Here is a 25,536-nt window from a genome sequence, read left to right on the forward strand (position 1 = left end):
ACCGCTTCAGCTGATGAACTCGAAGCCGTCGTCAACGATCTCTTTGGCCAGCAGGCGGCGATGATCCTCGGCCTCGGCCCGAGGATCATCTGCCTTGATTCGCCAGCTTCACCGTTACTCCATCTGGAACGCTACTATGACGACTCCGGGTGCTGACCATTTGGTTGAGGAAAGCTCCCGTTTGATCTCATAGCCCGAACAGCTACGACTCGGCGGGGCGTGGTGCGTTCTCGTACTTGACCATCTTTTCGGGCTTGTCGGAGATGGTCTCGTAGATCTGTTGCAGTGTCTCCTCGGCCGCGAGGAGGTTGTGATCGTCGAGGAACTCACGACCCTCCTCGGTGAGGCCGTAGAACTTCCACGGGTACCCCTGGCGGCGTTCGTCATCATCGAGAGCGACCTCTTTGACGATGCCAGCGTCGATCAGCTTCTGAATGTGTTTGTAGACGGTGGCGTCGCTCACGCTGAGATTGAGTTCCTCGAGTTCGTACATCGACGGGAGCTGGTCGGGATGCTGGAGGATGTTGTTGATGAGGGCGAATCGCGTCTGCTGGGTGACGAAGTGGACGAGTTCACGAGGTTCTGTCTCTCTAGTACTCCCGAGTTCGGTACTCATACCGTACGGTACACGGCGTGGCGACAAGTATTTTACCCTTGGGTAAATCACCCTACAGTGAACCACATCACTTGAACGAGTGATTTACTCCATAAACCATATCTCCCCGCCACGAGAGGCTTACAGTATGTCCGACGAGGAGTCACCTATTCCTGATGACGTTCTCAAGAGTGCCAAAGACCAACTTGACGAGGAGGAGATAACACTGGCCGACAACGAGGAGATCCTCCACGCTCTGAGCGAGTTGACTCCCGTCTACGAAAACGACCGGTCGTACTTCGTGCTCGGGAACTACGACCGTGAGCCGATACGACGGCTGAACTTGGTGGTTAACCGTCTCAATCGTCGTACCGATGCATATGCGTTCCGGATGGTCGACATCCGTGGGGAGTGGGATAACAGCATCCAGAAGTTCTGCCTAATCGCCGATATCGTGACGTACCTCGTCGGTGTCGCCGAGAAAGAGCCAAGTGACTTCCTCGTCGAACAGGGGTTGCTCGTCGGTACGACCGAATACTTCGCGAAAAGTCACGTCCTCGAGCGAGAGTACAAGGACGAAGAGCATCCGTTTGGCTGGATGCAAGACGGTGTTTTCGAATTGTTCGAGGATGAGGGACGGCTGTACCGCTGGCGAACCGAGGAAGACCTCGCCGACGTGACTGGCGAGCTACCGTGAGCCCGGTTCGATGTTGTCACGTTAGCCAACGATTCCGGGACTGAATCTCCGATGGTGGGTAACTACGAGCTACCTCTTCGACTGGGAAGTCGACCATCTGGGCGAGGAACACGTCTCCGTTTGATTTTGTGAACCACCCGACGCATATGCTTGCACCCACCCTCGAGTGTTCGCTGCTGCCAGTCGGGACAGGTACACGACTCGCCGATGGCGTCGATTCGTACCGGTTCCCAGACGCGGACTGCACCTCATACCGACCACCTTTTGAGAGTAACGAGACGTCCATCGCTTCGTTGACGGCGCGCTGGGTGCGTGCGCGAAGCTGGTATCGAGAGTTCCGTGAAATTGTCCTGATGTGTGTCGTCTACAACATCAAACGTGACGTGAGCTAGTCGAATCCAACGCTGTATGGCGATTCACCACGGCCGTTTAAAACATGGAATGGCAGTCAGCCAGCGTTTGGCGATGGCCTGACTGCCTACACCGCCTACTACAACCACCACCGCAGTCATCAAGCACTCGACAATCAACCGCCAGTCGAAGCACTCAAACAGAAAAGTTCAATCTAGCAGTACCACTTCACCCATCATGCCAATGAGTTGATGATCTTACCATCCGGAGATGTGACCTATTCGATCTTCCGGTATTGGAAACTGGCGTGAGAGAGTATGTTCCTATGGAATATAGAATGTCACAAAATAGATACTAACGCCGTCTAGCGTTCAACACGGCAACCCATTATTCTCCTGCGGCTCTAAGTACTGTCATAAGTACAACGCCGTACCAGCCTTCTTTCCATAAAATCCGGAATTCGGTACTGTTATCCAGACCTGAAAGAATAACATATCCATGCGACGACGCACGATACTTGGAGGTGCCGGAGCGGCGATCTCAGCTACGCTGGCTGGATGCGGGGACCTTATCGAACCAATTGACGATGAAAGCGAGGAGAATCCCGAGCAGTCTAATGAGTCCGACGAGAACGACACTGGAAGTAACGATGAATCAGACAGCGAACTGAGCGATTCGAATGACGATGACAAGGTATACGAAGACAGGTCTATAGAGGGTGAAGTAATCATCTCTGAGGCCCTAAGCGAGTCTCTCTCGGCCCCGAACCACGCCTATTCCTGGGATGATGACCCACCGGGAGACATGTGCAACGTCCACCTCGAGCTCGAAAACGCTGACGACGAGGAGATCGTTGTCAACATGGAAGCGCGAATCTACAACGCAGACGGCGCCGAACTCTCGAGTACTCGCTACGCCAACGAAGCTGGCCCCGCACCAAACGACACTGCCATCTACACGTTCGCACTCAATAACTGCGAAGACGCCGCTGCGTACGAACTCGAGATCGACGACCCCGGCAACGAGAGCGACGAACCGGCCCCGGTGATGATCGACGACTTCGACGACTACAACAGCGGCGGTCAGCTGGGTACATGGACGCTTGATGGAGCCGGCGATGCCGATGTCACCTCGAATGCGGCCTTACACGAGGACTCGAATCAGGGTGTTCGACAAAACGGCGACTCAAACGTCCGTTCGTTCCCCGGTCAGGGGCTACCGAACTATCCCGAAGACGGCCGCGAAGTCTCAGTACTTATGCGTCCTGACTCGAATGCCTCCCAGCCCTGGATTCTTGTCGGGATGGAGGATGACACTTGGTCGACAAATACCCCAGGGTGGCGGCTTATTATTGACCCGACCGGTGGAATTCGGATCGCTCAAGAGATGGGGAACGATGCTGAGATCCGTGATGAGAACTCACGGCTTCCGAATTTGGTCGGCAAAACTGTTGACTGTCGATTTGTTGCCGACAGCTCTGAGGGGGTTACATTTTGGATTCAAGACCTCGACGGCACTACACTCGGCACCGTTAGCACGAGTGTGACGGATGGCATCACGGACGAAATGAGTATTGGCTTTCGATCGACACAAGGTGTCGACTGGGATTGGCTGCGATTCGCCGACGATGAGAGCGACAGGTAATCGATTGAACTCGAGTGTTCCTATACTCACGGACGGAGGTATCTATAGATCCCCGGCTGACTAGATTCGTGTCGTAGCTCTTGCTGAGCAGGTCTACGAGCATTGTTCCAAACTAACTCCACGATCTGCTCACTCCTCAAACTGGCCTAACTAGACACTGTCAGATATTACGTGTGGAATCCTCTGGTTTCAGTTTGCTCTTGCTGTTGAGTATAAATAGGCACTATAGTTACCTTCAATACCTTATTTTCAATAGGCACCTATTGTACTGTTGCCGTTTCATTGTATAAAAGACTCGCCGCGTCGGTTACTGGTGTCGGATACGTTACAGGATGGTCGACATCCGTGGGGAGTGAGATAACAGCATCCAGAAGTGCTGCATAGACGGAGATAGAAACGTTTAGGCCGATGCATTTTTGTATTTATGCCAATGACCTCTCGTCGATTCGTGGCGCTCCTCGGCGCGCTCGCGCTTCTCGTTCTCCTCAGCGGCTGTCTCGCGCCCCCGGCGGGCGACGGCCCCGATTCGGAGGCGATATTCGAGAGCACGTTCGTCTACGACGACGATCTCGAGGACGTCACCGGCGAGATGACGATCGAGATAACCGGCGGCAACGAGACGGTTTCCGAAACGGTTCTCGTCCACGAACGGCCCTACGTCGACTATCGCGAGGAGGTTCTCGAGACGACGGAACCCGATCAGGACGGGTCCGTCTTCGCCTCGAACGCGTCGGGGGCGTGGTGGTACTATCCGGAGTTGTCGCTCGCGGAGCACCACGAGACCGACGAACCGTTCGAGAGCGAAAACGTGCGGTCGGATCGAGCCGAGATGGCTGCCGAACAACTCCAGTGGTACGACCTCGACTACCAAGGAACCGAAGAGATCGCCGACCGCGAGACCCACGTCCTCGACATCGATCTGAAGGAGGAAGGGGTCGAAGACGGTATTTCCGTTCTCATCGGTAGCACCGAGTACGTCTACGCGCTCGAGGCGGTCGACGTCCCTGACGAACTCAACGTCGTCGAGCAGACGGTCTGGGTTGACGACGAGTACGACTACCCGCTAAAAGAGCGGATGGTCTTCGAGAACGCCGACGGCGAACGGTACGAGATGATCGAACGGTTTGAAACGGTCTCGTTCAACGAGGAACTCGACGACAAGACGTTCGAGTTCGAGCCGCCGGAGAACGCCACGGTCGAATCGAGATAGCCGCACGCGCCGACAAAGTCCACGCATGTTTGCCTTCAGATAGTCATACGTTGTTTCGAATTCCTCTTTCATTTCAGATCCTACTCATCAGACTCATCTTAGCGTGAAATGCACGCTCACTACACATGCGTATTGATCGCTGAACAGTCTATCAAAATTGATTGACATTCAGGATTTCGTGCTGAATACATAGCGCAAACGTGTCACGAACTGAGTGTTTATCTCCGCCGATTACCCGAGAGATTATAGTAGCAAACCAGGGCCAAGCGCGTTGTGAATGACAAGTCCATTTTGTCGCACTCTACGTCTATATCAAACACATTAAAAATTTATCTAGTTACGCTAGGTCGAAATGCTAGTAGTGTCCGAGAATTCCCTTCTGGCGTGCGCGTCGCTGTGCCCACCAGAAAATGCAGTACCCGGCCCCCAGATAGATAATCGCATTCATAAAGAGAGCGAAGAGTTCAATTACAGGGAATTCCCAAATACGTACTCCGTCTTCCATCGTCTGTCGAAGAAGATAGCTTCCCTGCGCCAACGGGACAATTTTCAACCAGCTATACGTTCCGACCGGCGCAGCGATGAGGCCGACGAACGCGAAGTCCACCAAATTGATCAATCCCCCGATTCGCTTGTAGAGCACCGCAAATCCGGCGAACAAGAATCCGATTCCGACGGCAGATGCGAGTGTAAAGGCACCTATCGGAAGAATCGTAACGAGATCTAGGTGCAACGATCGGCCGGTCGTGACTAACATGAGTAGTAGTATAAGCAGCCCCCATCCAAAATTGAAAGTCATCCCCACGATCGCCTTCACCGTCATGACCGTTCGAATCCCGAATGGAGTCATATACAACTGCTCAAACGTGCCCCACTGTGATTCGGCCTTTACGGACCACGCCAGATGTGCAAAAGAGAGGGATGCCATCGTCCAGAGGAAGAATCCGACGATGATCCCATCGAACGACTGTGCGAGCGTCGGCCCACCTACCGCTTGACCACCGAAGAACAGCAGCGCGAACAACAGGTAAATCATAACAATGTTAGACACGCTGTCCACAGGGTAGCGAACCAGTAGCGTAAGCTCTTTTCGAGCGATCGCTCGAGTTAGCGTCAGTATCGGCCACATTATCGGTCCTCACGTCGGCTGTTCGTCTGGGGGGTACTGTCAGTAAGTTCGAGGAATACGCTCTCAAGGTTCGATTCGAGTGAGCGGATCGATCGCAGTGGTACAGCCGCTTGCTGAAGATCGTCGATGAAATCGTAGAACGACTCTCCAGAACTAATCGTTATTTCGAACCGTTCAGTTTCCTCAAGCTGAGCCCAGTTTGTTGCGCTATAGTCATCCTCGAGTTGGTTTCTGAACTGATCGGAGAGCCCAGACTCGACGGTCACTCGATAGAGTTGCGCGCGAAAGATCTCGACGAGGTTTTCGACCGTATCGTCCGCAATGATGCGCCCATCGTGAACGATGAGAACGCGATCACATACCGCTTCGACCAGGTCCATGTCGTGGCTACTGAGAACGATCGTCATTGACTCTGCTTCTGTGAGATATCGAATTTCCCGTCGTAGTTCGAGTGCCGTTTCGACATCAAGCCCGAGCGTTGGCTCATCGAGAAATATGATATCCGTCTGTCGAGCCAAGGTACAGATGAGCGAAACCTTCTGTTTCATTCCCCTCGAAAGGTTCCTGACCGGTTCATCAGCCTTCTCCTCGAGCCCAAATCGTGAAATCAGTGTCTCGTGGTACTTCTGTACCCGTCTGGGATCAATACCGTTGAGACTCGCGAAGAACGTGAGATTTTCACGGACAGTAAGTCGCCAGTAGACGTTTCGGGCACCCTCGAGCATCGCGCCAACAGTACGATACAGCGCTTGTCGATTCGATGAAACGTCTATTTCAGCGATTCGCACCGATCCGCCCGTTGGGGCAATCACTCCTAACATCATCTTGAGGATAGATGTCTTGCCTGCTCCGTTCGGACCTAAGACACCAACGACGGTACCAGAATCAATGTCGAAACTAACATCGTCGACTGCTCGAAGCTCGTTCTTTCCCCGACCGTATACTTTTGTCAACCCTCGAACTGAAATCGCCGGGTCGGAAATGGGGTCTGGAGGATTTGGTAGTTTCATTAATGGATCTAGTCAATTCGATCGACTGCCAGCAGATTCGTACGGATGAACGCGAACAGTTGTTCTCGAATCATCGACGCGACGTCGTCCATCCCCAGCAGCACTGCGTGGTCGATCATGCTATCACAAGTGACGACGAGAAGCGCAGCTGTCGCCTCGGGATCGACGCCTTCGAACGTTCCATCATCGATGCCGTCAGCGATAATCTCTGCAAGACTATCGATAACTGATTGTTGATGTCTGATTAGTCGTTTCCGAAATGCCTTGTTGTACGGTGCATGAGCCTTCAGCTCCGCAAGGGCGATGTACAGTCCCTCATATTCGCCGTATTCATCCGAGTTGAGCACATCTCCGATAAGAATACCACAGGCTTCGTACAGTCGATCTTCCGGGTTTTCCGTTTCTATCGTTTCAAGCTGTTTGTCGAACCAATCGATCGACGAATCGAGAAATGCGCAGATGAGGTCGTCTTTCGAGTCGTAGTGATAGTAGAGTGCCGACTCTCCCCTTGAGTACTCTGCTGCGATTTTCTTCGTTGTGAGGTCTGCATACCCGTGTTTCGATAGCGCCTGCATCACTGCCCAAGTAATTTCTCTGTTATGTGCACCCGTATCGTGATCGGCGTCTTCGCTGCCCATACTGAGTGAGTACTCAGTCAGATAATAAAAGCTATGGTGTCGGAAGATGGTATCTGTAGGTATGTTCGATGAATGCCCCGATTGTGGAGCGGTTCACCTCGATATGACGGTCGACTCGGCAGAATCCGTGGTCGTCTGTCCTGAGTGTGAGTACGAACAATCGATCCACCAGGAGCCGCTTCTCATTGTTAGTGGGTCAGGTGGGACCGGAAAGTCAGCGGTACTCCATGAACTTCGTGGAACGCGCAACGATGTCGTGCTCCTCGATTCGGATGTCGTATGGCGCGACGAATTCTGGGACAAAACCGATTGGTACATTCAGACGTGGCTTCGCCTTTGCCGAGATATTGCCCAATCGAAACGTCCTCCGGTTCTGTTTGGAGCCGGGACCGGTGTTCCTGCGAGCATCGAAGCACACCCCCAACACGAGTGCTTCTCGGAAATCCACTACCTCGTACTCGTCTGTGATGACGATGAACAAGAGCGGCGACTAAAGGCTCGTTCCCCAGGGCGACACCCCGGCGAGTTCGCGATGGATCAGTCCGACATCGATGACCAAGTAGAGTTCAACCAGTGGTTCAAGAAGACCGCAGACGACGAGGACTTCACAGTCATCGATACGACTGATGCAACGATCGATGAAACGGCAACACGAGTTGACGAATGGATTTCGAACCACGCGTCAGACAATACGTTCTGATCTGGGTACTTTCGGTATAACTACTGACCTGCCAGCAGAATCGTGGCACTTGGCTTACCTCGATACTGGATTCTTGACGAGATTATTGGGTACGTGAGAGCACTCTCCGGCAACTGTACTTCCTGTACTTACCGCAGAGTATGCCAAACCGATCGTCTTCTATGGATTACAAAAGAGCCGGAAATTCCACAGCGTGGTCGTTACACGCCCAATTCGTCTAGCGCATCACGATGGATCCGCACTATTGTTGCTGAGACGTTTACAGCCTCTGCAACAGCTGACTGAGTAAGGCACCACCCGTCTTCACGTCCTGCTTTGTACAAGCAGGCAGCGGCGAATCCCGATGGACGAACACCCGTCGTAATACCCGCTGATTCCGCCCGCTTAGCCAACTCTGTCGCTCGGTGACGAATCCGATCAGGAACCTCGAGTTCCGAGGCAAGTCGTGTTTCTCGAATGCCTGTTCATCGACCGAAACTACATCACTGGTGACGTTCTTATTTGACATTGGAACTCAACTCAGTTCCGAAGGCGCTCACGCGCCTGCCACCGCGATGCTGGTACATCGCGGATTTCTCAACGACCACAACCGACAGAACCATCTGCGCGATCTCGCTCGCGCCTTCGCGAGCGACCTTGGGAGCGAGCGAGAGCGCGCCCAGGGAGAGTACCCATCCAGCACCGTGCGCTGACCCGCCCGGAGCGAGCGTTCAGCGGGATATGCCCGCACGTGTCCGGCCCGATATGCGGGCCCGTGTCCAGGGCGACACAAAGCGCTGGAACGCGAAAGCCCGCAAGAGGCGCAACCGACGGGGATACCCGCTGGCGTCGAGGGCACATGTATTTTAGCCTGGAACGGGCGCTCACGGTGCGGAGAGCGCCCGTATGCCCGGAATGGTCGGTCGCGATCGAAGCGAGGCGTGACCGGAGGGAACGCCTCGAAGCGAACGGCGAAGCCGTGAGCGACGCGGAGGGCGGAACGCGGCGAGCGGGGCGGGCCGGTACGAAGCACCGGTCCAGCCGGTCACTCCGTTTGATAACACCACCGCTATCCTGGCAGACTCAGAAAGGTCGAGGCTGTCTCGGTCGTCCCCCGACCCGCAAGCACCACAGATACGAGACGCCCAGCGGTGTTTTCATGATCTGGACGGGACCGATAGTGCCTTAGGAGGAGATGTAGTCGATTAACTGGTTCGCCACATCCTCGGTGCGGTCGTCGACAAGCGATGTCAGGTAGAGTTCTACGTCTGCAGCACTGTTGAGGGTCACGAGCGACCACGGAAGAACGTGACTTCGTTCCCCGAGTGGGTCGCCCTCGTAGTCGTCGTCCTGAAGTATGAGTGACTCCTCGTGGTAGGTCTTCGTGGAGATCAGGACAGTAATGAGTTGTATCCCGTGGTTCGGGAACTGAGGGGATCCCAGAACGAGCAGCGGGCGACCTTTCTCCGAGAGTGGATCGGTCCCCCAGACGATATCACCGCGTTCCAAGTCCTCGAACGAAGTCACTGGACTTGTTCCATCTCGTCGGTCTGGAGGTCCTCGAGGCGCTCCTCACCGTATTGTTTGTCTGCAGTCTCGTGGTGGCGGTGTAGCTGGTAGCCCGCTTGGAGCCGTTCCTCGTCGTTCGTGATCGCCCAGTACGGGCGCTTGTGACGCACAAGACCTCGTTCCTTCAATCGCGAGAGGATTGCACTGACAGCGTCCGTATCCAGCCCAAGTCGCTCGGCGATCGTTGCCGCCTTCCACGCACGGTCGTCGTTCTCGTCGAGGAACAGCACAATTCGCTCGGTATCATTCCGTTCCTCGAATTCGTCGTCGTCGGCGTTCTCAAACTCGTCGATATCTATGGTGCCGCTCGACATACACTAGTGTTGGGACTGTTGGAACATAGCTATTTGGAATGTTGGTACGTTGGGTTGAGGAGTTCCCGTGCCTAGAAATGCACGAGGAAGTCACTCCGGTGGCGTCGCGACGAGGTGGTTCTCGAGCTTGCGGGTCCAGTAGGTGGTTGGCCCACCGGGGCTACAGCGGGCGCACAGTTGGAGGGGTCCCTCGAGGTGACGAACTCTACCCGGAACCGCGTGAGTGCTGCGAGCGCGTCAACGACAAGTCCACAGCCGTCGCACGCGTGGTGGTCGCGTTCGTCGGGATCCAGCCACGTCTGGATAGGGCAATCGAGGCAGATCGAGTGGATGACTAGGTCGCCTTTCCCCAAGTACGCGCTTCGCCAAGCTCCGAGCCGGGCGGTACATCACAGAAGACACAGCCAGAGAGCGTCTGTTGCATCACTCGTCCTCCTCATCGGCGTCGCGGGCGGCTGTCCAGCCCCGGTGGAAGACTGCTAACTGCATGATCGAGTCAAACGCCTCGCCACTTGGGTCGTGAACGAGTATTCGCTGTTCAGCGATCGGGATGACCACATCGTCTTCGAGGAGATCGGCAACGAGGCGTCGGGCGGTCTCGTTTCGTCAACGTCTGCCGTCGAGATACGAGTCGCATCTCGGTCTTGTGCAACCAGTTCGGTTTCGAGTCGTCTGTAATCGTTCGCTGTATCGTCGAGTGCATCTGGACCAGTCATGAAGAATCAGTTCGGGTACGCTTTCGTGCGCGCCTCACGCCTCATGGCGCTGACAGACTCTCCCCTCGATAGCAGGTGACTTGGTAGAGTGGGACAGCGGCTCTGGAATTATTAACCAACAATCTGGATCAACCCTCAAAATGTTAGCTAAAGTCGGTCACGCTGCCAAGAACTAGATGTCTCTCGTTATCATGAGTTCCTCGAGTGGGGATCAGACCGCGCTTCTTGAATCGCCTCTCACACGAAAGGAACCAATAAACACCCAGCGGAGCAGTTGACTGGAGCGCTTTCGTATGGTGGCGGCTGGTGTGACGGAGCGAACACTCGATTGATTGGGTCTGTCGATATTCTATTGACAATATCGATTGGCACAGAAGAGTGATGTGGATTATAGATTGGATTGGGACGTATTGAGCGCTGTTTGATCGGCTGAATGGCCTATTGTCAGATAATCGGGGAAATTGTTATATGTGAAGTAACTCGTTACATAGGACATAACAGATGAACGTCGAAGTACGATTACCCCTTCCGGACGAGCAAGTCTTCCGGTACGCAGCGATGGACGATACCCTCGAGATACTCGCTCGCAACCCGTCCGAAGAGTTCTCGAATCGAGACCTACAACGACTGACCGGGTACGGCGGTCCGAGCGTGTCGAAGGCACTTTCGTTGCTCGAGGCTATGGAGTTGATAATCAGGCGGGACGCGGGTAATCGGACCCTCTACAAGATCGACGAACAGCGGCTACACAACGCCGACGATCCGTTCCTCGAAATCCCGCAAGCGGAGTTTCGGGAACCGTTGAAGCGATTCCGCAAGCGGATCGACGATCAACTACCGTCGGTCGCTGGGATTCTCTGTTTTGGGAGTGTCGCACGCGGTGAGGCTGACCGTGCGAGCGATATTGACGTCTTCGTTCTCGTCGACGACAAGGAGGTGGTCTCTGTGCGGCGAACCGTCTCAGACATCGTTCGGGATCTCGAAGAAGAATCGATCGGCGGCGATCGATATGAGTTCGAGATCTTTGTCGAGTCTCCCGAGAGCGCTCGCAAGCGGGGAGCGGATCTCCAACCGATATTTCAGGAGGGCATTCCCCTCCTCGAGAGCGAGACGCTTCGGCGAGTGAGACACGACATTTTCGAGGTGACGGAATGACCTCGAAGGAACTCGAAGCAGCGCTGGCGGACGCCGAAGACGCATTTCAGCGAAGACCCGAGAACCCGGAAGTCGGCTTGAGTACGTCTCTGATTCGGACATCCTTCAACTGCGGAAGGCGTGCCGGCTCCTCGACGCCGCTGGCTTCCTGCTCGGTCGAAACGGCCACTACACGGTTATCATTGAGAGTTCCTTCGTGGCGATTGAGCGCTCAATCCAGTTTTACGTCGGGCAGAAAGGGTACGATGTCGCCGGCCAGCGCCATACAGAGGTGTACGAACTGGGCGTCAGAGCGGGTCTTTTCTCTCGCGACATTGCCGATCGGCTCGAAGAACTTTGGATCGAAAACCGATCGGAATCCTACTACCGGACCGGCGTCGCAGGTGAGTATCGGGCGCAGACGATTCACAGGCTCGCAGTCCAACTACACAACGAGATTGTTCGTCTCACCCGGACACAGGACTGTATCTGCGAGTGACCATCGCCAGGACTTCTCCAGTACCACATTAGTCACCGTCAGTGCGACTTGTACTGGCATTTCAGTTACCTCGTGACGCCTCTTTGGAGCGCACAACAAACCCATCTGAGCGACTCGAGTCTGTCGGAAGTGCCATTGCCCAAGTGAGCCTGGACATCGGTTGTGGCTGCGCGCACAGCGCAGCGAGCACGGAGCGGAGGGTGGGGCGGTGGGGTCTGGGTCGGTTCGGCCCACAGCATAAAAGGGGGAACTACATCAACTATTCGTCCCACCACCGGCGACGTTCCGGAACTCGATGCGACTCCAGCCCGTCAAGACGAGCGAGCATCGTCCCTGGTACCAGCTCTTCGCTGCCGCCCGGAATCGAACCGTCTGTCCTTCGCGAGCCATCGTCTGATTCGACCGTTGGCCCATCGCGACGAACAGGCCGGTATCAGCGATGTGGATGACGCTCACGCGTCGTCGTCGGCGACGTCCCGGTCGACACCCTCGATATCCGCGACCGATACGCCTGGCTCCTCAATATCGAAGTGCTCGTGGACGACGGAGCGGAGCGCTTGGAGGATGATCTCGGCGGCCAACGGCGAGATATCGAGAAAGACGCGTACGCCGATATCGATCCGGATATCGCCGAACAGGTCGCGGAAGCCGACGCCGAGGATCCCAACGACGAGGGAGACGTCGACGAATCGGCAGAGGAAGCGAACGATGTCACCGGCGAACCCGCCACGTTCAAACGGATTCAGAACCACCACGAGGACCGTCGTGGTCACGAACTTTCGCGGACCAATGTCGTTGGAGCCTTGATGTGGACTTCGAGTAGGACCTCGAAGACTCCCGCAACGGTTCCATTCGACGACGTAGTGGGAACTGAGCCCACGATCTCCGAGCTAGTGATCCGGCCGTCTCTCGAGGATGTCGAAAATGTCGACCGCTTTGAACTCTTGATTCCGCTGTTTGCCAGTCGTCTCAACGAGAACACCGTCGGATACTAACTCCTCGATGGCATTGTATGCGGTTTGCCGACTGACATCCAACTCGTCTTGGATGTCGTTGGCAGTGAAGTACGGCATGTCGAAGACGCCCCGCGCAAGGCGATGACTCGTTTTCTGGTGTGGATACCGTTGCTCGTAGTCGCGCCGGAGTTCTATCAGCCGCTGTGTCCGCTCGTACGAGTCCCGCGCCTGCACCTCGATTCCATCGATGAAGAACGCGATCCAGTCGCTCCAGTTCCCAGTTTCGCTCACAGCGCGCATCTTCTCGACGTATTCCTGCTTGTTGCGATTGAAGTAGGCGCTCGGATAGAGATACGGCTCGCTCAGGTATCCTTCAGCACAGAGCTGTAAGACGATGAGAATGCGGCCGAGCCGGCCATTCCCGTCTTCACAGGGATGGATCGTCTCGAACTGGTAATGCGTAATCGCGAGATCAACTAGCGGGTGATATTGGCCGCCCATCTGAATATAGGTCTCCAGAGAGTCCATCAGTTCAGGAACCGATTGGTGCGGCGGGGGAACGAATGGAGGCTGACTAGCGTACGGAGAGGGAAGGTGGACATCAGTCGCCCGCCAATCCCCTACGACCTCACCTTCGTTCCGGACGTTTTCGAGGAGCAACTCGTGGAGCGACTGGAGGAGTTCGAGCGTTATCGGCTCGCCCTGTTTGATTGCGTCCAATCCTTTCTGGAGAGCGCGTTCGGCATTCAAGACCTCCTGCAAGTCGCGGCTCACATCGAGGGTCTCGCCTCTGCTAGTCCGCGTGTGATGGGCGTATACCTCGTCCACGTCAACATCGGCACCTTCTATTTCGGCGGTCTCGACGGCCTCGAGGCGGACGAGAGACGTGTAGAGGACCGGCGAGAAGTCGACGGTTGGGCTGATCCCGTCGATTCGGCCGAGCTGAAAGGACGCGTCGGCGATACGTTCCGTGAGTTCGTCGTCGACATCGATCCCTCTCGAGAGGGGGAGCTTGTCCGGAATGTAGTATGGATATGGATGAGACTCGCGATAGTGGCCGGGGGCCTCCTCCGGAAGTTCTTGAGTCCGCATTTGACTATACCACGAACTCTGGGCTGTTAATCATATCGCTCTTAAACCAACTTGATTTCTGTCGCCTGAGGTAGCCCTACTCAAAATGCGAGACGAGGATTTTGGAAAACTGCTCCTCTTATTTCAATCGTCTGTTGAACATGACCCATCTCGCCCGTCGAGATTGTTGCGATTGAATCAGGGGTATACTCTTCGAGGGGTTCGTTCAACCACGCAATGCATGGGTCACTTGTCTGATTGATTCCAGTCATCGGTGAATTCCTCACCTCCTCGAGGAGTCGATAAACCCAGCGGAGAGATTTGGAACAGGTCTCAGTTGTCGTTCCCGACGAACCGCCGTACACGGGTCAAAATTGAGGCTCCTTCATCAGTGCCCTCCTTATCCATTTCGGGGGACGAAACCTGATCACGACGCTCGAGTGCCTCTTGACAGTCACTGAGTTGCTCTCGAATCGCTTCGGTGGTTGCCTCGAGTTCAACGATTCGATCGGCTTTCTCCTCGAGTGTTGTCTCGAGATCGTCAACGCGGTCGGCCAATAGTCGATTTTTCTCGACTAGATACGCAGGATTCCGTTTTGGTTCATCATGACTGCCGGCGGCCGACGACTCACTCTGTCTGGAACTCGTTTTACTCGAGTCATCTCCAGCATCCGGATCGTAGAATTCGGAGGTGTTCGCAATCGCTCGTTCGATGGTTTTCTCGCCGTACGTCGACCCGTCGGCGTAGTGGACGTCGTCCCACTTATCCCGAAGGAGCTCTGATTGGCGAAAGAGTCGATCCACTCGAGTGTGGTCGCCGTCGGTCCAGAACGCTAGCAGACAGCACAGCGCCATATCGGCTTCCGACTGACTCTCGTACCCAGCCATGTTCCCGTTCCAGAGGCGTTCAAACTTTGACCCGTTCGACGCATTCCGGCCCTTCTCGAGCAACTCCTCGTCCTCGAGGTCAACAGTACCTGCCTCAGTCGTCGCTGCTCGCTCGGCAGTCACGTCAGGTTGGCCTGATTCGGACTTCTGCTTACTTTCACTGTCTTGGACGTATTCACGATGAATCGCCTCGAGCGCATCCTGTCGACGAACAACTCGACCGGGCATTTCCTCGAGGGAGTCACCAGTCACGGTGAAAAACCGTGCTGTGTCGTACAGTTCGATACTTCCACGTCGATTCCGGCCATCTGGGAGCTTCCCCTCGATGAGCACATGAAACCCAGTTCCTGACGGAGAAATCTCCGTATAGGAATCGAGCTTCTCGATGATATCCTGCGCCACGTCGTCGACGTCCCCGGTCTCTGGGTCTCGGCAGCTATCCAGATCCACGCCGACAAGAGGGTCGTCATCGGTAAACACGAACCCGACGCCATCCGCATCTTCCGAACCGGCGTACTCGATCGCTGTTTCGACCGACACCCATGTGTCCGAATCCGTCGAGGATGCAAACTCACCACTCTCTGGTGTCACCGGAATCTTTGTTGGCTTCCCATCTCGAGATTCTTCTCGCCAGCACACCCATTGGTCGCGTTCTTGTAACTCCGCTGGCAGCGCTATTCTATCGATTTGACTCTCAGATCTCATTGGTAATCCCCTCGAGGGGCACCCATCGATGCCCCTGACAAACTATATCAGATTCTCGAGAATTATATCGATACTCGGTCTGTTGTCCACGTTGGTGTCCCTGCACCGTTCTGCGGGTGGAACCCAGCGTATACTAGTTGGTTTTTGCAGGGTATTCTGCGCGGACAGTACTCTAGTCATGCGATTCTGCATGGACATCCCTGTCCACGCAGTTTTCGCGGATAGTCGTTCTGCGTGGACAAACTGAGAAAACACTCTATTAGACCGGCATGACCCCTTCTTTCGAGAGATATCCATCTTCCATTGCGTTCAGGACAGATACTGTCCAAGCAGCGGCTACGATCGTTCCGGTGACACCTGACGCCTTCAGCGACCGCTTTTAACCCGTCCTCGGTTCGGGACCGGCGACGACCGATCGAGCGACGGACACACGAGTACCGAGACGTGCAACCAACCGCGAGCGTGCGAATTTGTGTTAGCCGTAGAGAGCGAACCCCTTCTCAGGGAGGTGTGGGAATACCGGAGACAGCATCACCCGTCGACGCCGCCTGTCACCAGGGCGTGCTCTGCAACCGCTTTCATTCCTTCGCCGGGTTGCGCAGATTTGCCAGTTCATTACCAGCGGCGGCGACTGTTTCGAGACGGTCGGTCGCTCTCACAACACCCTTTTCCGCATCGTATCTGACGAGTCCGTGGTCAGTCAGCTTTGGGAGCTGAATATGTACTAACTCCAGATAGATCGCTTCCTCACTGACGTCCTCTGACGTGACGAGTTGGGAGGCGAGGCTCTCGACCGTGAGCAGACCATCAGTTTCGAGAAGAATTTGAATTGTACGCCAGGCGTACGTATCCTTCGCAATGGTCGCCAAGGTTCGAGCGCTCGATGACAGCGATTCGAACTCCGTACGACCATCTCGGTCTTCCTGCTCTTCGATTGTGGAAACTGATTGCTGTGTCGCTACGGCGGCGACCAATCCGACGAGGGCGCCACTCGACATGCTAACGATGAACAGCAGTGATCCATCCGCGATACTATTCCCGACGAGCATCTCGCCGAATAGAAACCCGCCGACTAGAACGCCGCCGATTACACTCCCGACGAGACACCACGTAGCGACCGTCCACTTGTTTTCATCCAGAAGCCGATGTGATGCGACCCAGTAGCCACCATAGATGATGATCAGCGCGGGGATACCGACCAACAACACTTCGAGCGCCTGGATGACCACTGGTTCGGGATCAGTATACACGTGTGCGAACCCGGCAAGGCCGAGCGCGATCCCGAGTACGACGATCATTCGCGCTGCGACATCTCGATGGTTCGCCGGACCTGAGTGTGTGATGCTAACTAGTACCATTGTCACGTAGTTGTTCATGCCCACAGCTAAGAAGTCTTTTCATCAGCCTGGGAACGCAAATCGATCGGTATCGCAGGTCCAGCTGCTATCAGAACGAGACTGTCGTAGTCGCGTGGATATCTCGCAACGCGCGCCCGACTTCGAGAACGAACTCACCGGGCTCGGTTACCCAGCCGGTCTCCTCCTCGCTGCAGGAGGCAACCGCTCTCTCATCGGATTCGATATCGGAACGATAGTGGGTGTGTTCGGCCGTGGAAATTGGCTTTGTTGAATCACTCTTTTTAACCGATATCTTATTGGGCTGCTTGCTCGAGAACAAGTACTATCGGACCAGGATATAAATTACAAAGAGAAAGATGATCACAGTAGCCCAAGAAATTCGATGGATTCGAGAGCGATCAATACAATAAGAATGTAATTCAGAACCGTTGATGTAAGTGCGTAAAAGATGGTTTGAGCAATCGGATACGAAGTCATTCCAGCGGGAATCATGATGAAGGATCCGACAAATGGGACGAGATTCGTAACGAAAATGCCGATACCACTGTATTTTTGAAATAAATTTTCAGCTTGCATTACCTGCTCGTCCGTTACAGAAACAGTTGGAAGAGAGTTAATCGAATCTATTCCACGATCATTAGACAGATAATATATGATGAGTTGACCAGTTACATATCCAATCGAGGCGACGAGAATACTAATAACGACCAATCTCGAGGATGCCGAAATAGCAGTAAGATATCCCGGCAAAAAAAGTGATGTGGGGAATATCTTTCCAATTATTGCTCCTTTCAGGACGAATAATAGAAACAATGCAGGCTCGTCGAAAATCAACAAAAGAGAAAAGCCTGATTCGATCATCTGTTCAATGACGAACACAGTATCTAGGTGGTTTCGAGAGTAAGCCTTTTTGCTTTTACTATTATCGTATTGACTGTTCAGTATGAGTATAGAGCGCATAGTAGCTTCACGAGATCTGGGGAGGTGTTAAAATATACTCACTCAATACTGTTCCGGGGAGTGCTTTCTATCCTCAGCGAACCCCGTTAAAAATGTGCGAAGTGTTCAGTGATACGGTAGTGCAGGTTCTCCTCCCGTTAAAACGGTTGTGTATACCATGAGATAGTACTACTAGAGATGAGAGGATGACAACTGCACTTTCACCCGTTGCTCGAGAAGTGAGAATACTCGTCTTGTAAGAGCCTGGAGTCGACCCGAGGAGGCGTTGCTGACTCTCTCCTAGATTCGGTTCCCTTGGTGATGGAAGTCCTCTCTCAAGTGCAGTATCGTCTTACCAAGGACCGACTACAGTCTCAAATGACCCGTCAGAAGCGGCCCCGGGTCGCCAGACAGTGAACTGCCTCGGAGCCGAGTGGTTCGAGGTGCTTCGCGTCATCGCGGAATCGAGCCGAACTCGAGCAAGCCCCGACGATCAACCGGAGTAATGGGCTCGGAGGCGGTAGCAAGCGGATCCGACGAGGATCAGTGCTGCGACGCCCGGCCACATCACAAGCAGTGGCACGCTATCCGATTCGGCTGTCGACTCGAGCGATGCGGTAAGCGTCACGTCACCGTCCGCAACTGTCAGCGTCTCGCTCGTCGACTCGAACCCGGGGGCCTCGATGGTCACCGTGTATTGGCCAGCTTCTAAGGCGATCGTCCCAATCCCGTCGGCGTTTGTCTCTGTGTTGTGCTCGCCAATCGTGACGGTTGCTTCCTCAATTGGATCCCCCTCAGCATCTTCGACGGTAATGGTCGCGGTGTGTTCGTCCGCGTCGTCGACGGTGAGCGTCTCGGTCGCGGTGTCAGTCTGGCTGGCGTTGTCGGTCACCGTGAGAGCCACCTCGTAGATGCCAACCTCCGGCGAGATGGAAACCGATTCGTCGGTACCCACCGCGTCGCCGTCCAGGGTCCACTCGTACCCGATGATCTCGCCGTCGTCACTCGAGTCCGCGGCGGAGAGCGTCACCGTCTCGCCGTCGTCGACGCTCGTGCCCGGCATGATATCGATGACTGCACTCGGAGGACTGTCGGCCCCCTCGCTGCCATCACCTGGTTCGTTGTCGCCTTCGTTGCTCCCACCGTCGCCATCTCCTCCCGATCCGCCGTCGTCGATGTCCACCGCGGCGCTAAGATCGACCCGCTCGACGGATTCGGGTTCCCACGTGACGGTTTCGGCGTCGTCGACCGCCGTCCGGTCGAAGTCATCGCCTTCGACGTAGAACGTGACGTTCTCGCCGGCGTCGCTGTCGGTCCCGTCGACCTCGAGCTTCGGGTCCTCGGCGTCGGGCCCGCCGTAGGTGCCACTTTCTCCGACGGTACTCGAGCCCCGGACCTCCCCGTCGATTTCGGCTTCGATGACGACGCCCGCGTCGGCCGGTTCGCCGTTGATCTCGAGGTCGCCGTGGTAGGCGGCCGGCAGCGGCGGCGGCCCGTCGCTGTGATCGTCCTGTGCGAGTGCTGGCGCTGCGAGCGCGCCGATCGCGACGGTGCAGACGAGCAGCACCACTAGTCCCACAGTGACGGTGCGTCTCGTACCGTGGGCTTCGGACCGCGCGTCGTCTTCCGATCGATTCGTGACCGTCCGTCGTTCGAACGAAGTGAATGTATCCATCATTACACTCGCTCAATGGTGAAGTCTAGTGAATCCGTCATCCCGGAATTCGTCTCCGTGAACTCGGCCGTTCCCGAGTCCTGAAGAGCATCGGTTTCGAATTTGATGGGCGAGCTAGTTTCGGTGCACGAATCCGAACACGGCTCCGTGAGATCGTCGAAGCCGGAGACCTCTACCTGGACATCGAAGTTGACGTCGTTCCCGTACTGGTCTTCCGCAATCACTTCAATATTCACGTAAGGAGCCCCATCAAGGGTGTCGTCTTCGACACTGAACGTGTGAATCTCATCGGCTTCGAACTCCACGCGGTGTTCGATACCTTCGTTCTCGTTGTCCTGTTCGGTGAACGTGAACTGAATGCTATTGTCCCTACCATCGAACTGCTGTTCGGTCTCCGTGGTCGCTTCGAAACTCGCCTCTCCTCCTTCGTTCGTTGTCTGACTCGATTCCCCGTTTCGGTAGTCGACGTCCTCTCCATCGTGAGTCGATTCGACGGTGACGCCCTCGATAGGGGTGCCGGCGTCATTAGTCACGGTCGCGGTGAATGCGACCCACTCGCCGACTGTCGTCGTCGTGTCGCTGGCATCGACGTCGACCCGTTGTGCCACGGGATCGGTCAGGGCGATATCGACACCAGTGGTTTCGCCCTCAACATCGACGATGACGTTCTCCTGTTCCGGAGCGGATTCGAACGCGTCGGTCGTCGCGCTCACCGTGTAGCCATCGTCGACGTTCACGTCGACGTTCTCGAACGTGTACGCGGCTGAACTGTCGCCGTCAGCAATCGTCACCTCCTCGCTCGCCACCTCGTCTTCCCCGTCTAGGACTGCCACGTCCACCGGAAAGTCCCCATCGGCGAGCTCCGGTATCGAGATGCTTCCCGAGAGGGTGCCGGCCTCAGCGTAATCGAGGTCGAAGTCGACGTTTTCCGTGGTTGAACCATCCTCGATAGTTTCGTCCCGCGTGTCGGATTCGAGCCCACTGCCCTCAACCGCGAAGCCGTGGGTCCCGACCGGCAATTGGTCGACACTGAACGAGCCGTCGGTCACGTCGACGGTCACGTCGCCGTCTCCGTTCGCATCCGTGTCGAAGTAGTGAACCGTAACCGTCGCGTCGTCGACGTTCTCCCCCGCACCGGGTGTAGTCATGGTCGACATGGCGTTGGTCGAGGCCCCACCACTCGAGGCGGTGTCGCCGGAGGCGGTCACCGTCCCTTCGGCACCACCGGTGTCTCGCTCGAGGGCCAAGTCGTCGATGTCGACCGTCTCGCCGACATCGACCGTGACGGCGTCCTGAACGGCGTCTCCGTAGTTCGCCGAATCCGCCGTCGCGGTCACCGTGTAGCCGTCGTCGACGTCGACAGCCACGTCGTCGATGATGAACGCCGCGTTGTCTGTATCGGCCGCGAGGAAAGTCGTCGTTTCGTCGTCGGTCTCCTCGAGGGCGACAGTCACCGTCACGTCTTCGGCTGGATCCACCTCGTCGAGCGAGACGGTTCCCGAGACGGTCCCGCCGCCGGCGTACTCGAGATGGAAGTCCGTGGTGGTCGTATCGTCGTCGTTGACCGTCACCTCTTTTACCTCGGATGCAAACCCGTCCGCCTCGGCCACGAACCCGTGTGTTCCGACCGGAAGGTCCTCGACCGAATAGTCTCCGTTCGCGTCGACCGTGATCGGCTCGAGCGTCTCGTCGCCCGAAGCGTCCGGGTCGAACGGGTAGACCGTCACGGTCGCGTCCGCGACCGGTTCGTTCGTTCCGGGCGTCTGCATGGCCGTAATCGCGTTCGTTCCGGCATCGGCTTCACTCGTGTCGCCGGAGGCGGTCACCCTCCCGGCGGCGTCGCCGACGACCGGTTCGCCGTCGGGAATCGGCCCGTCGAGCCACGGCGCGTAGTCCACGGACGCGTAATCGCCGACTTCAATTGCGTCGCCGGTACCGTCGCCCTCGCCGCTCGGACCGCTCGCGTCGCCCCACCAGTTCTCGGTTGCATCAAGCGTCCCGGAACCGTAGAGTTTGATCCCGTTCTCGTTGTCGGCGATCGTATTCTGACGAACCGTGATCTCGTCCGCAGCTCCCTGAACGTTGATCGCGCTACTCTGCGCGTGACGAATCTCGTTGTGCTCGATCGAGACGTGTTCTATCGATGCGTGGACGTAGATCCCGTCGGATTCAAAGATATCCTCCGCGACGATTTCGTTCCCGGAGATCTCGACCGGGGCGGTGAATTCGCCGCCACTGGAGGAGTACACTTCGATCGCGTTCTGATGGTACGCTTCGAAGGCGTTGTCGACAATCTCGAGGCCGTCGATCACCGCACCGTCGCCGCTAACCGATGCGAGTACGCCATTGTTCTCCGAAGCATCGATCTCGTTGCCCTCGATCGTGACTCCCTCGAGATTCTCGTCGTTCGTGGCCACGTTGATCCCGCCGGCGATCGCGTTGTCGGCCACGGTCACGTCGGTCGCCGACCCGGCGATTTCGACGGCAGAATAGAGATCGGTCGATTCGATCGTCAGTCCCTCGACGGCGGTGCCGGTTCCGGAGACGGTCATCGGCGTGGCGTCGTTCGTGATCGTCGCGATTCCGTCGGCCGGACCGGTCACCATCAGCCCGTCGACGGCGAGGTCGACCGTCTCGTCGTACGTACCCGATTCGACGTCGACCGTGTTCGCGTCCTCCGAATCTGCGAACTCGAGCGCGGTCTGGATCGGGTTCGCCAGCTCGAGGTCGGCACGTTCGCCTACCCCTTCGCCGGCGATCTTGATTTCGTGTTCGACGGACCGCTCCTCGTGCGCGGTCGTGCTTCCGGGTAGCGACTCGGCGAATTCGACGGTTTTCGTCTCGCCCGTGACAACATTCACCGTTTCGGTCGCGATCGATTCTTCATCCGTGCCATCGACGAGGACGTACTCCACCTCGAGTTCCGCGCCGTCATCGATCGCCATCGTCGAGAACCCGACGCTCTCGACCGCGTTGGTCACGTCGACGCTCGTGGTGACGGTGTCGCCGCGGTCGGCCGCCGTCGTGTCCGTTTCGAAGTTCGATAGTTCGACGCCGGCGTCCTCTATGCCACCCGGCTCGTCGCCTGGCGGTGCGTCGAGCCACGGTTCGTAGTCGACGTTACCGATCACCGAGTCGCCGGTGCCGTCGGCGTCGCCGCTCGGCCCGCTGGCGTCGCCCCACCAGTTTTCGGCGGCGTCGAGGGTGGCGCCGCCCATATTGAGAGCACCGTCGTGGTTCCCGACGATCGTACTGTTCCGGACGGTGACGATTCCGTCGCCGTCGTTGAGAATTCCCTCCTCGTTCCCGTTGAAGGTGCTGTTGACGACAGAAACGGACGTATCGTCCTGGACGTTGAGCAGCCCGAATTCGTTGTCGCTGGACGTCGCACCGGAGATTTCGACGTCTTCGGATCCCAGTGCGATCATGCCGAGATTGCTGTTCCCGCTCGTGTCGACGCCTGTAAGCGTCGTGTCGGTCGAATCGAGCACGACGATGCCATCGGTCGCGTCGGTCACTGTCACCGCGTCGACGGTCACGCCCTGTGTGCCGTCAACGACGATCGTCTCCTCGAACGTCGCATCCTCGCCGGTTATCGTGATACCGTCGGTTTCGATCGTCGCTCCCTCCTCGTGCGTTCCGCCGCGGACTTCGATCATCGCGTCTTCGTCCGCGATGTCGGTCGCGTCCTGCAGTGACGTTTCCGACGCGACGACGTACACGTCGTCCGACAATCGTTGAACCGCACTAGCTTCGGCGAGCGGCTGTCCGCCACTCGCATCGGTGAGCGCGACCGCACCCGCGATGGCGTTTGCTTCGGTGTACGCGAATCCAGTCACCGAGACCGGCACTCCGCTAACCGGTTCGGTTTGAATCGTGTGAGTCAGTCCGTCGGGGCGATCGATCTCAACCGGCTCCGCATCCCCTTCGGTTATCTCTGCGTACGGGATGGTAGCGTCCAGCTCGAGAGTATCCATAAGCGTAAGATTCCCCGGTGTCGTCTGAGATCCGCTTTCGTTCCCGACGGCGAGTCCGAGCGTACTGTCTTCGATCGCGATGTTCCCGACGGTGCTGTCGGCTACATTGACGAGTCCGACGGCCTGGTCCGCCCCGTCGACGGTTACCCTGTCGAGATCGACGCCCGTGGCGTCGTAGAGGACGAATCCAATCCCGTCGTCGGTCGCCACGTCGATACCGTGCATATCGGCGTTTTGAACGCCGCTAACGGAGATACCTCGGTCGGCCTCGATCGCGACGTTCGTGATCGAGAGGTTCGTCCCACCTTCGACTTCGATACCGGCCGAATTCACTCCAGGATCAGCAGTACCGGTCTCCCCGATGATGTCGAGGCCGGACAACGCCAAGTCGTCGGAGCTACCGGCGGAGACCGTTCCGTCGTGCACCGAAAGGTCTCTGATCGTCACCCCGTCGGAATCGATATCGATGTCGCCGACGACAGTCGTCTCGCCGGTCTTCGAAGCAGTCGATACGAGCGAGACTCCCGATGCTCCCTCGATGGTGACACCGTCGGCGGTGATCTCTATATTCTCCTCGAACGTTCCCGATTCGAGAGAAATCGTCGCGCCGTCGCCGGCGTCTTCCGCAGCCGCGGCCGCAGAGACGTACGATTTCTCGCCGTCCTGAGTGACGACGGCACCCTCGAGTTCGACGTCCTCCTCGTACGTTGTGGCGAAACGGGCGTCGAGTTCCCGCGTGGTCGTTTGGTGGCCGTCAGCTTCCACGGTCACCGTGTACTCGCCGGGAGCGAGCGTTTCCTCGTACTCGCCGTCGGTGGTGTCAATTTCCTCGCCGTCGAGTCGAACGGTGAGGTCCCCGTCGGCGAGCGAGCCGTCTTCGGCTCCCGACGTGATGTCGCCGCGGACCGTCACCTCGTCGATGGTCGGGAGAGCCAGTTGGGCATCTGCGTCGTCCCGGTCCGTGATACCGCTCGCGACGATCGGAATGGTACCGTCCTCCTGTGCGAACACGAAATAGCCGCTGAAGGGATCCGTCGTCGGCGGCTGGCCGCTGTCGAGGTAGTACTCGCCGAATTCGGGCGTCTGCTCGACGGCGACGGTTCGCGGGCCGTCGTAGCGCTCGAGAACAAGCGAGGTATTGGCGGTGCCGGCACCGAAGACGGTATCGGCGTCGGTGTGCTGTGGCGCGGAGACGAAGTTCCACCCCGCTTCGACGTCTCGCTCGCCGGGCGTAACCGTTTCACCGGCTTCCGTCTCGAGGGTGATCTCGAGCGGAATCGTCTCGGGGCCGTCCTGGCCGGTCGTAAGGATGACCAGCGAGTCCATCGGGTCGGCGGAGACATCGTCGAAGTCGTCGGCTCCGTCTTCCGCGAGGACGTTGTTCCAAGCGTTGTCCGCCGCCGAGTAGCGGTAGACGGCGGAAACGCCGTCGGTGTCCTCGACGAAGAGGTCGTCAACGGTACCGTCGACGGAGCCGGGGAACCCGATGGCGGCGGCGCTACCGTCGTTGTCGATCTCGAGTTCGTACGTCGGTGCGACCGTGGTCGATTTCGCCGCGTCGTCGATCGGCTCTGCCGCGCCGCCGGTCGTGTCCGCTGCGACGCCAGCAGACAGCAATCCGATACTCGTTATGAGGAGGACGACTGCGATACCGATCGCCAGCGACACCGTTTCAACGCGACGGCTTCCTGCTGTCATCGTGTATCAACCGTTTTTGCCGTTTCAATCGTCCATCTCGAGATTAGTTCCCACGCTGATTGCGTATCGTTCGACCGCCCCACC

Annotated in this window: 19 protein-coding genes and 7 pseudogenes; 7 read left to right on the forward strand and 19 right to left on the reverse strand. The window is 56.8% G+C overall.

The features are described from left to right. Window positions 1-202: 202 nt before the first annotated feature. On the reverse strand, window positions 203-616 hold the full coding sequence (locus ACZ5C7_RS04785; protein WP_464374956.1) for a PadR family transcriptional regulator: 414 nt from the start codon (window positions 614-616) through the stop codon (window positions 203-205). Between the two features lie 127 nt (window positions 617-743). Here ACZ5C7_RS04785 and ACZ5C7_RS04790 point away from each other — a divergent pair, with 127 nt between their 5' ends. Continuing rightward, complete coding sequence (locus tag ACZ5C7_RS04790) at window positions 744-1,292, forward strand: hypothetical protein (RefSeq protein ID WP_464374957.1); 549 nt, start codon at window positions 744-746, stop codon at window positions 1,290-1,292. Between the two features lie 62 nt (window positions 1,293-1,354). Here ACZ5C7_RS04790 and ACZ5C7_RS04795 read toward each other — a convergent pair. Continuing rightward, window positions 1,355-1,614, reverse strand: a pseudogene (locus ACZ5C7_RS04795) (SWIM zinc finger family protein); the annotation flags it as partial. 109 nt (window positions 1,615-1,723) lie between these two features. Between ACZ5C7_RS04795 and ACZ5C7_RS04800 the strand changes: the two are divergent. From ACZ5C7_RS04800 to ACZ5C7_RS04810, 3 genes and pseudogenes are all read left to right on the forward strand, one after another. Next, window positions 1,724-1,861: pseudogene (locus ACZ5C7_RS04800) on the forward strand (IS6 family transposase); the annotation flags it as partial. 280 nt (window positions 1,862-2,141) lie between these two features. Beyond that, entirely contained in the window at window positions 2,142-3,287 is a 1,146-nt protein-coding gene (locus ACZ5C7_RS04805) for a hypothetical protein (protein WP_464374958.1), read from the forward strand. A 430-nt stretch (window positions 3,288-3,717) separates the two neighbouring features. Further along, entirely contained in the window at window positions 3,718-4,497 is a 780-nt protein-coding gene (locus tag ACZ5C7_RS04810) for a LolA family protein (protein ID WP_464374959.1), read from the forward strand. A 355-nt stretch (window positions 4,498-4,852) separates the two neighbouring features. Here the strand turns inward: ACZ5C7_RS04810 and ACZ5C7_RS04815 are convergent, their stop codons facing one another. Genes ACZ5C7_RS04815 through ACZ5C7_RS04825 form a run of 3 tightly spaced genes read right to left on the reverse strand, consistent with a single transcriptional unit; the run spans window position 4,853 to window position 7,274 of the window. Continuing rightward, window positions 4,853-5,626 (reverse strand): ABC transporter permease, encoded by a 774-nt coding sequence (locus ACZ5C7_RS04815; protein ID WP_464374960.1) that lies wholly within the window; start codon window positions 5,624-5,626, stop codon window positions 4,853-4,855. Further along, window positions 5,626-6,636 (reverse strand): ABC transporter ATP-binding protein, encoded by a 1,011-nt coding sequence (locus tag ACZ5C7_RS04820; protein ID WP_464374961.1) that lies wholly within the window; start codon window positions 6,634-6,636, stop codon window positions 5,626-5,628. The genes ACZ5C7_RS04815 and ACZ5C7_RS04820 overlap by 1 nt, the downstream gene beginning before the upstream one ends. An 8-nt stretch (window positions 6,637-6,644) precedes the next feature. After that, window positions 6,645-7,274: a TetR/AcrR family transcriptional regulator gene (locus tag ACZ5C7_RS04825; RefSeq protein WP_464374962.1), complete on the reverse strand. Its 630-nt coding sequence runs from the start codon at window positions 7,272-7,274 to the stop codon at window positions 6,645-6,647. A gap of 61 nt (window positions 7,275-7,335) precedes the next feature. Between ACZ5C7_RS04825 and ACZ5C7_RS04830 the strand changes: the two genes are divergently transcribed. Continuing rightward, complete coding sequence (locus tag ACZ5C7_RS04830) at window positions 7,336-7,974, forward strand: P-loop nucleotide/nucleoside kinase family protein (RefSeq protein WP_464374963.1); 639 nt, start codon at window positions 7,336-7,338, stop codon at window positions 7,972-7,974. A 200-nt stretch (window positions 7,975-8,174) separates the two neighbouring features. On the opposite strand, the pseudogene ACZ5C7_RS04835 reads toward ACZ5C7_RS04830, so the two are convergent. From ACZ5C7_RS04835 to ACZ5C7_RS04855, 5 genes and pseudogenes are all read right to left on the reverse strand, one after another. After that, a pseudogene (locus ACZ5C7_RS04835) lies at window positions 8,175-8,420 on the reverse strand (transcription initiation factor IIB family protein); the annotation flags it as partial. 718 nt (window positions 8,421-9,138) lie between these two features. Further along, window positions 9,139-9,480, reverse strand: coding sequence for a PemK-like protein (locus ACZ5C7_RS04840; protein WP_464374964.1), 342 nt, complete (start codon window positions 9,478-9,480; stop codon window positions 9,139-9,141). Further along, the gene (locus tag ACZ5C7_RS04845) at window positions 9,477-9,836 is read right to left on the reverse strand and encodes a MarR family transcriptional regulator (RefSeq protein WP_464374965.1); all 360 of its coding nucleotides are present in this window, start codon (window positions 9,834-9,836) and stop codon (window positions 9,477-9,479) included. Before ACZ5C7_RS04845 ends, ACZ5C7_RS04840 begins: the two co-directional genes overlap by 4 nt. A 90-nt stretch (window positions 9,837-9,926) precedes the next feature. Continuing rightward, window positions 9,927-10,260, reverse strand: a pseudogene (locus ACZ5C7_RS04850) (DUF7558 family protein). Then, window positions 10,260-10,552 (reverse strand): annotated as a pseudogene (locus ACZ5C7_RS04855) (hypothetical protein). The pseudogenes ACZ5C7_RS04850 and ACZ5C7_RS04855 overlap by 1 nt, the downstream one beginning before the upstream one ends. A 501-nt stretch (window positions 10,553-11,053) precedes the next feature. Here ACZ5C7_RS04855 and ACZ5C7_RS04860 point away from each other — a divergent pair. Further along, window positions 11,054-11,707 carry a nucleotidyltransferase domain-containing protein gene (locus tag ACZ5C7_RS04860; RefSeq protein ID WP_464374966.1) on the forward strand — a complete coding sequence of 218 codons (654 nt, stop codon included), beginning with the start codon at window positions 11,054-11,056 and terminating at the stop codon, window positions 11,705-11,707. Between the two features lie 46 nt (window positions 11,708-11,753). On the opposite strand, the gene ACZ5C7_RS04865 is transcribed toward ACZ5C7_RS04860, so the two are convergent. Then, the gene (locus ACZ5C7_RS04865; protein ID WP_464374967.1) at window positions 11,754-11,876 is read right to left on the reverse strand and encodes a hypothetical protein; all 123 of its coding nucleotides are present in this window, start codon (window positions 11,874-11,876) and stop codon (window positions 11,754-11,756) included. On the opposite strand from ACZ5C7_RS04865, the gene ACZ5C7_RS04870 reads away from it, so the two are divergent. Beyond that, entirely contained in the window at window positions 11,817-12,185 is a 369-nt protein-coding gene (locus tag ACZ5C7_RS04870) for a hypothetical protein (RefSeq protein ID WP_464375261.1), read from the forward strand. The two genes, ACZ5C7_RS04865 and ACZ5C7_RS04870, sit on opposite strands and share 60 nt — an antisense overlap. Before the next feature lie 259 nt (window positions 12,186-12,444). On the opposite strand, the pseudogene ACZ5C7_RS04875 reads toward ACZ5C7_RS04870, so the two are convergent. The 8 genes and pseudogenes from ACZ5C7_RS04875 to ACZ5C7_RS04910 all read right to left on the reverse strand — a co-directional run. Beyond that, a pseudogene (locus tag ACZ5C7_RS04875) lies at window positions 12,445-12,593 on the reverse strand (DNA-binding protein); the annotation flags it as partial. A 44-nt stretch (window positions 12,594-12,637) separates the two neighbouring features. Next, window positions 12,638-12,781: pseudogene (locus tag ACZ5C7_RS04880) on the reverse strand (ArsR family transcriptional regulator); the annotation flags it as partial. A gap of 294 nt (window positions 12,782-13,075) precedes the next feature. Beyond that, window positions 13,076-14,233 carry a Fic family protein gene (locus ACZ5C7_RS04885; RefSeq protein WP_464374968.1) on the reverse strand — a complete coding sequence of 386 codons (1,158 nt, stop codon included), beginning with the start codon at window positions 14,231-14,233 and terminating at the stop codon, window positions 13,076-13,078. 312 nt (window positions 14,234-14,545) lie between these two features. After that, window positions 14,546-15,805, reverse strand: a complete 1,260-nt coding sequence (locus tag ACZ5C7_RS04890; protein WP_464374969.1) for a phage NrS-1 polymerase family protein — start codon at window positions 15,803-15,805, stop codon at window positions 14,546-14,548. 578 nt (window positions 15,806-16,383) lie between these two features. Continuing rightward, window positions 16,384-17,103 (reverse strand): DUF7344 domain-containing protein, encoded by a 720-nt coding sequence (locus tag ACZ5C7_RS04895; protein WP_464374970.1) that lies wholly within the window; start codon window positions 17,101-17,103, stop codon window positions 16,384-16,386. Window positions 17,104-17,523: 420 nt separating this feature from the next. Next, window positions 17,524-18,024: a DedA family protein gene (locus ACZ5C7_RS04900; RefSeq protein ID WP_464374971.1), complete on the reverse strand. Its 501-nt coding sequence runs from the start codon at window positions 18,022-18,024 to the stop codon at window positions 17,524-17,526. A gap of 571 nt (window positions 18,025-18,595) precedes the next feature. Beyond that, window positions 18,596-19,777: a carboxypeptidase regulatory-like domain-containing protein gene (locus ACZ5C7_RS04905; RefSeq protein WP_464374972.1), complete on the reverse strand. Its 1,182-nt coding sequence runs from the start codon at window positions 19,775-19,777 to the stop codon at window positions 18,596-18,598. Window positions 19,778-19,779: 2 nt separating this feature from the next. Further along, on the reverse strand, window positions 19,780-25,452 hold the full coding sequence (locus tag ACZ5C7_RS04910) for a right-handed parallel beta-helix repeat-containing protein (protein WP_464374973.1): 5,673 nt from the start codon (window positions 25,450-25,452) through the stop codon (window positions 19,780-19,782). Between the last annotated feature and the right edge of the window lie 84 nt (window positions 25,453-25,536).

The organism is Halostagnicola alkaliphila (genome assembly GCF_055379965.1).

What these genes read in the sequence shown, in the direction of transcription:
- ACZ5C7_RS04910 (WP_464374973.1), bottom strand. Translation starts at nt 25,452, where the DNA reads ATGACAGCAGGAAGCCGTCGCGTTGAAACGGTGTCGCTGGCGATCGGT.
- ACZ5C7_RS04810 (WP_464374959.1), top strand. Translation starts at nt 3,718, where the DNA reads ATGACCTCTCGTCGATTCGTGGCGCTCCTCGGCGCGCTCGCGCTTCTC.
- ACZ5C7_RS04825 (WP_464374962.1), bottom strand. Translation starts at nt 7,274, where the DNA reads ATGGGCAGCGAAGACGCCGATCACGATACGGGTGCACATAACAGAGAA.
- ACZ5C7_RS04895 (WP_464374970.1), bottom strand. Translation starts at nt 17,103, where the DNA reads ATGATCGTCGTACTCGGGATCGCGCTCGGCCTTGCCGGGTTCGCACAC.
- ACZ5C7_RS04905 (WP_464374972.1), bottom strand. Translation starts at nt 19,777, where the DNA reads ATGGATACATTCACTTCGTTCGAACGACGGACGGTCACGAATCGATCG.
- ACZ5C7_RS04900 (WP_464374971.1), bottom strand. Translation starts at nt 18,024, where the DNA reads ATGATCGAATCAGGCTTTTCTCTTTTGTTGATTTTCGACGAGCCTGCA.
- ACZ5C7_RS04785 (WP_464374956.1), bottom strand. Translation starts at nt 616, where the DNA reads ATGAGTACCGAACTCGGGAGTACTAGAGAGACAGAACCTCGTGAACTC.
- ACZ5C7_RS04845 (WP_464374965.1), bottom strand. Translation starts at nt 9,836, where the DNA reads ATGTCGAGCGGCACCATAGATATCGACGAGTTTGAGAACGCCGACGAC.
- ACZ5C7_RS04860 (WP_464374966.1), top strand. Translation starts at nt 11,054, where the DNA reads ATGAACGTCGAAGTACGATTACCCCTTCCGGACGAGCAAGTCTTCCGG.
- ACZ5C7_RS04890 (WP_464374969.1), bottom strand. Translation starts at nt 15,805, where the DNA reads ATGAGATCTGAGAGTCAAATCGATAGAATAGCGCTGCCAGCGGAGTTA.
- ACZ5C7_RS04885 (WP_464374968.1), bottom strand. Translation starts at nt 14,233, where the DNA reads ATGCGGACTCAAGAACTTCCGGAGGAGGCCCCCGGCCACTATCGCGAG.
- ACZ5C7_RS04790 (WP_464374957.1), top strand. Translation starts at nt 744, where the DNA reads ATGTCCGACGAGGAGTCACCTATTCCTGATGACGTTCTCAAGAGTGCC.
- ACZ5C7_RS04830 (WP_464374963.1), top strand. Translation starts at nt 7,336, where the DNA reads ATGTTCGATGAATGCCCCGATTGTGGAGCGGTTCACCTCGATATGACG.
- ACZ5C7_RS04805 (WP_464374958.1), top strand. Translation starts at nt 2,142, where the DNA reads ATGCGACGACGCACGATACTTGGAGGTGCCGGAGCGGCGATCTCAGCT.
- ACZ5C7_RS04815 (WP_464374960.1), bottom strand. Translation starts at nt 5,626, where the DNA reads ATGTGGCCGATACTGACGCTAACTCGAGCGATCGCTCGAAAAGAGCTT.
- ACZ5C7_RS04820 (WP_464374961.1), bottom strand. Translation starts at nt 6,636, where the DNA reads ATGAAACTACCAAATCCTCCAGACCCCATTTCCGACCCGGCGATTTCA.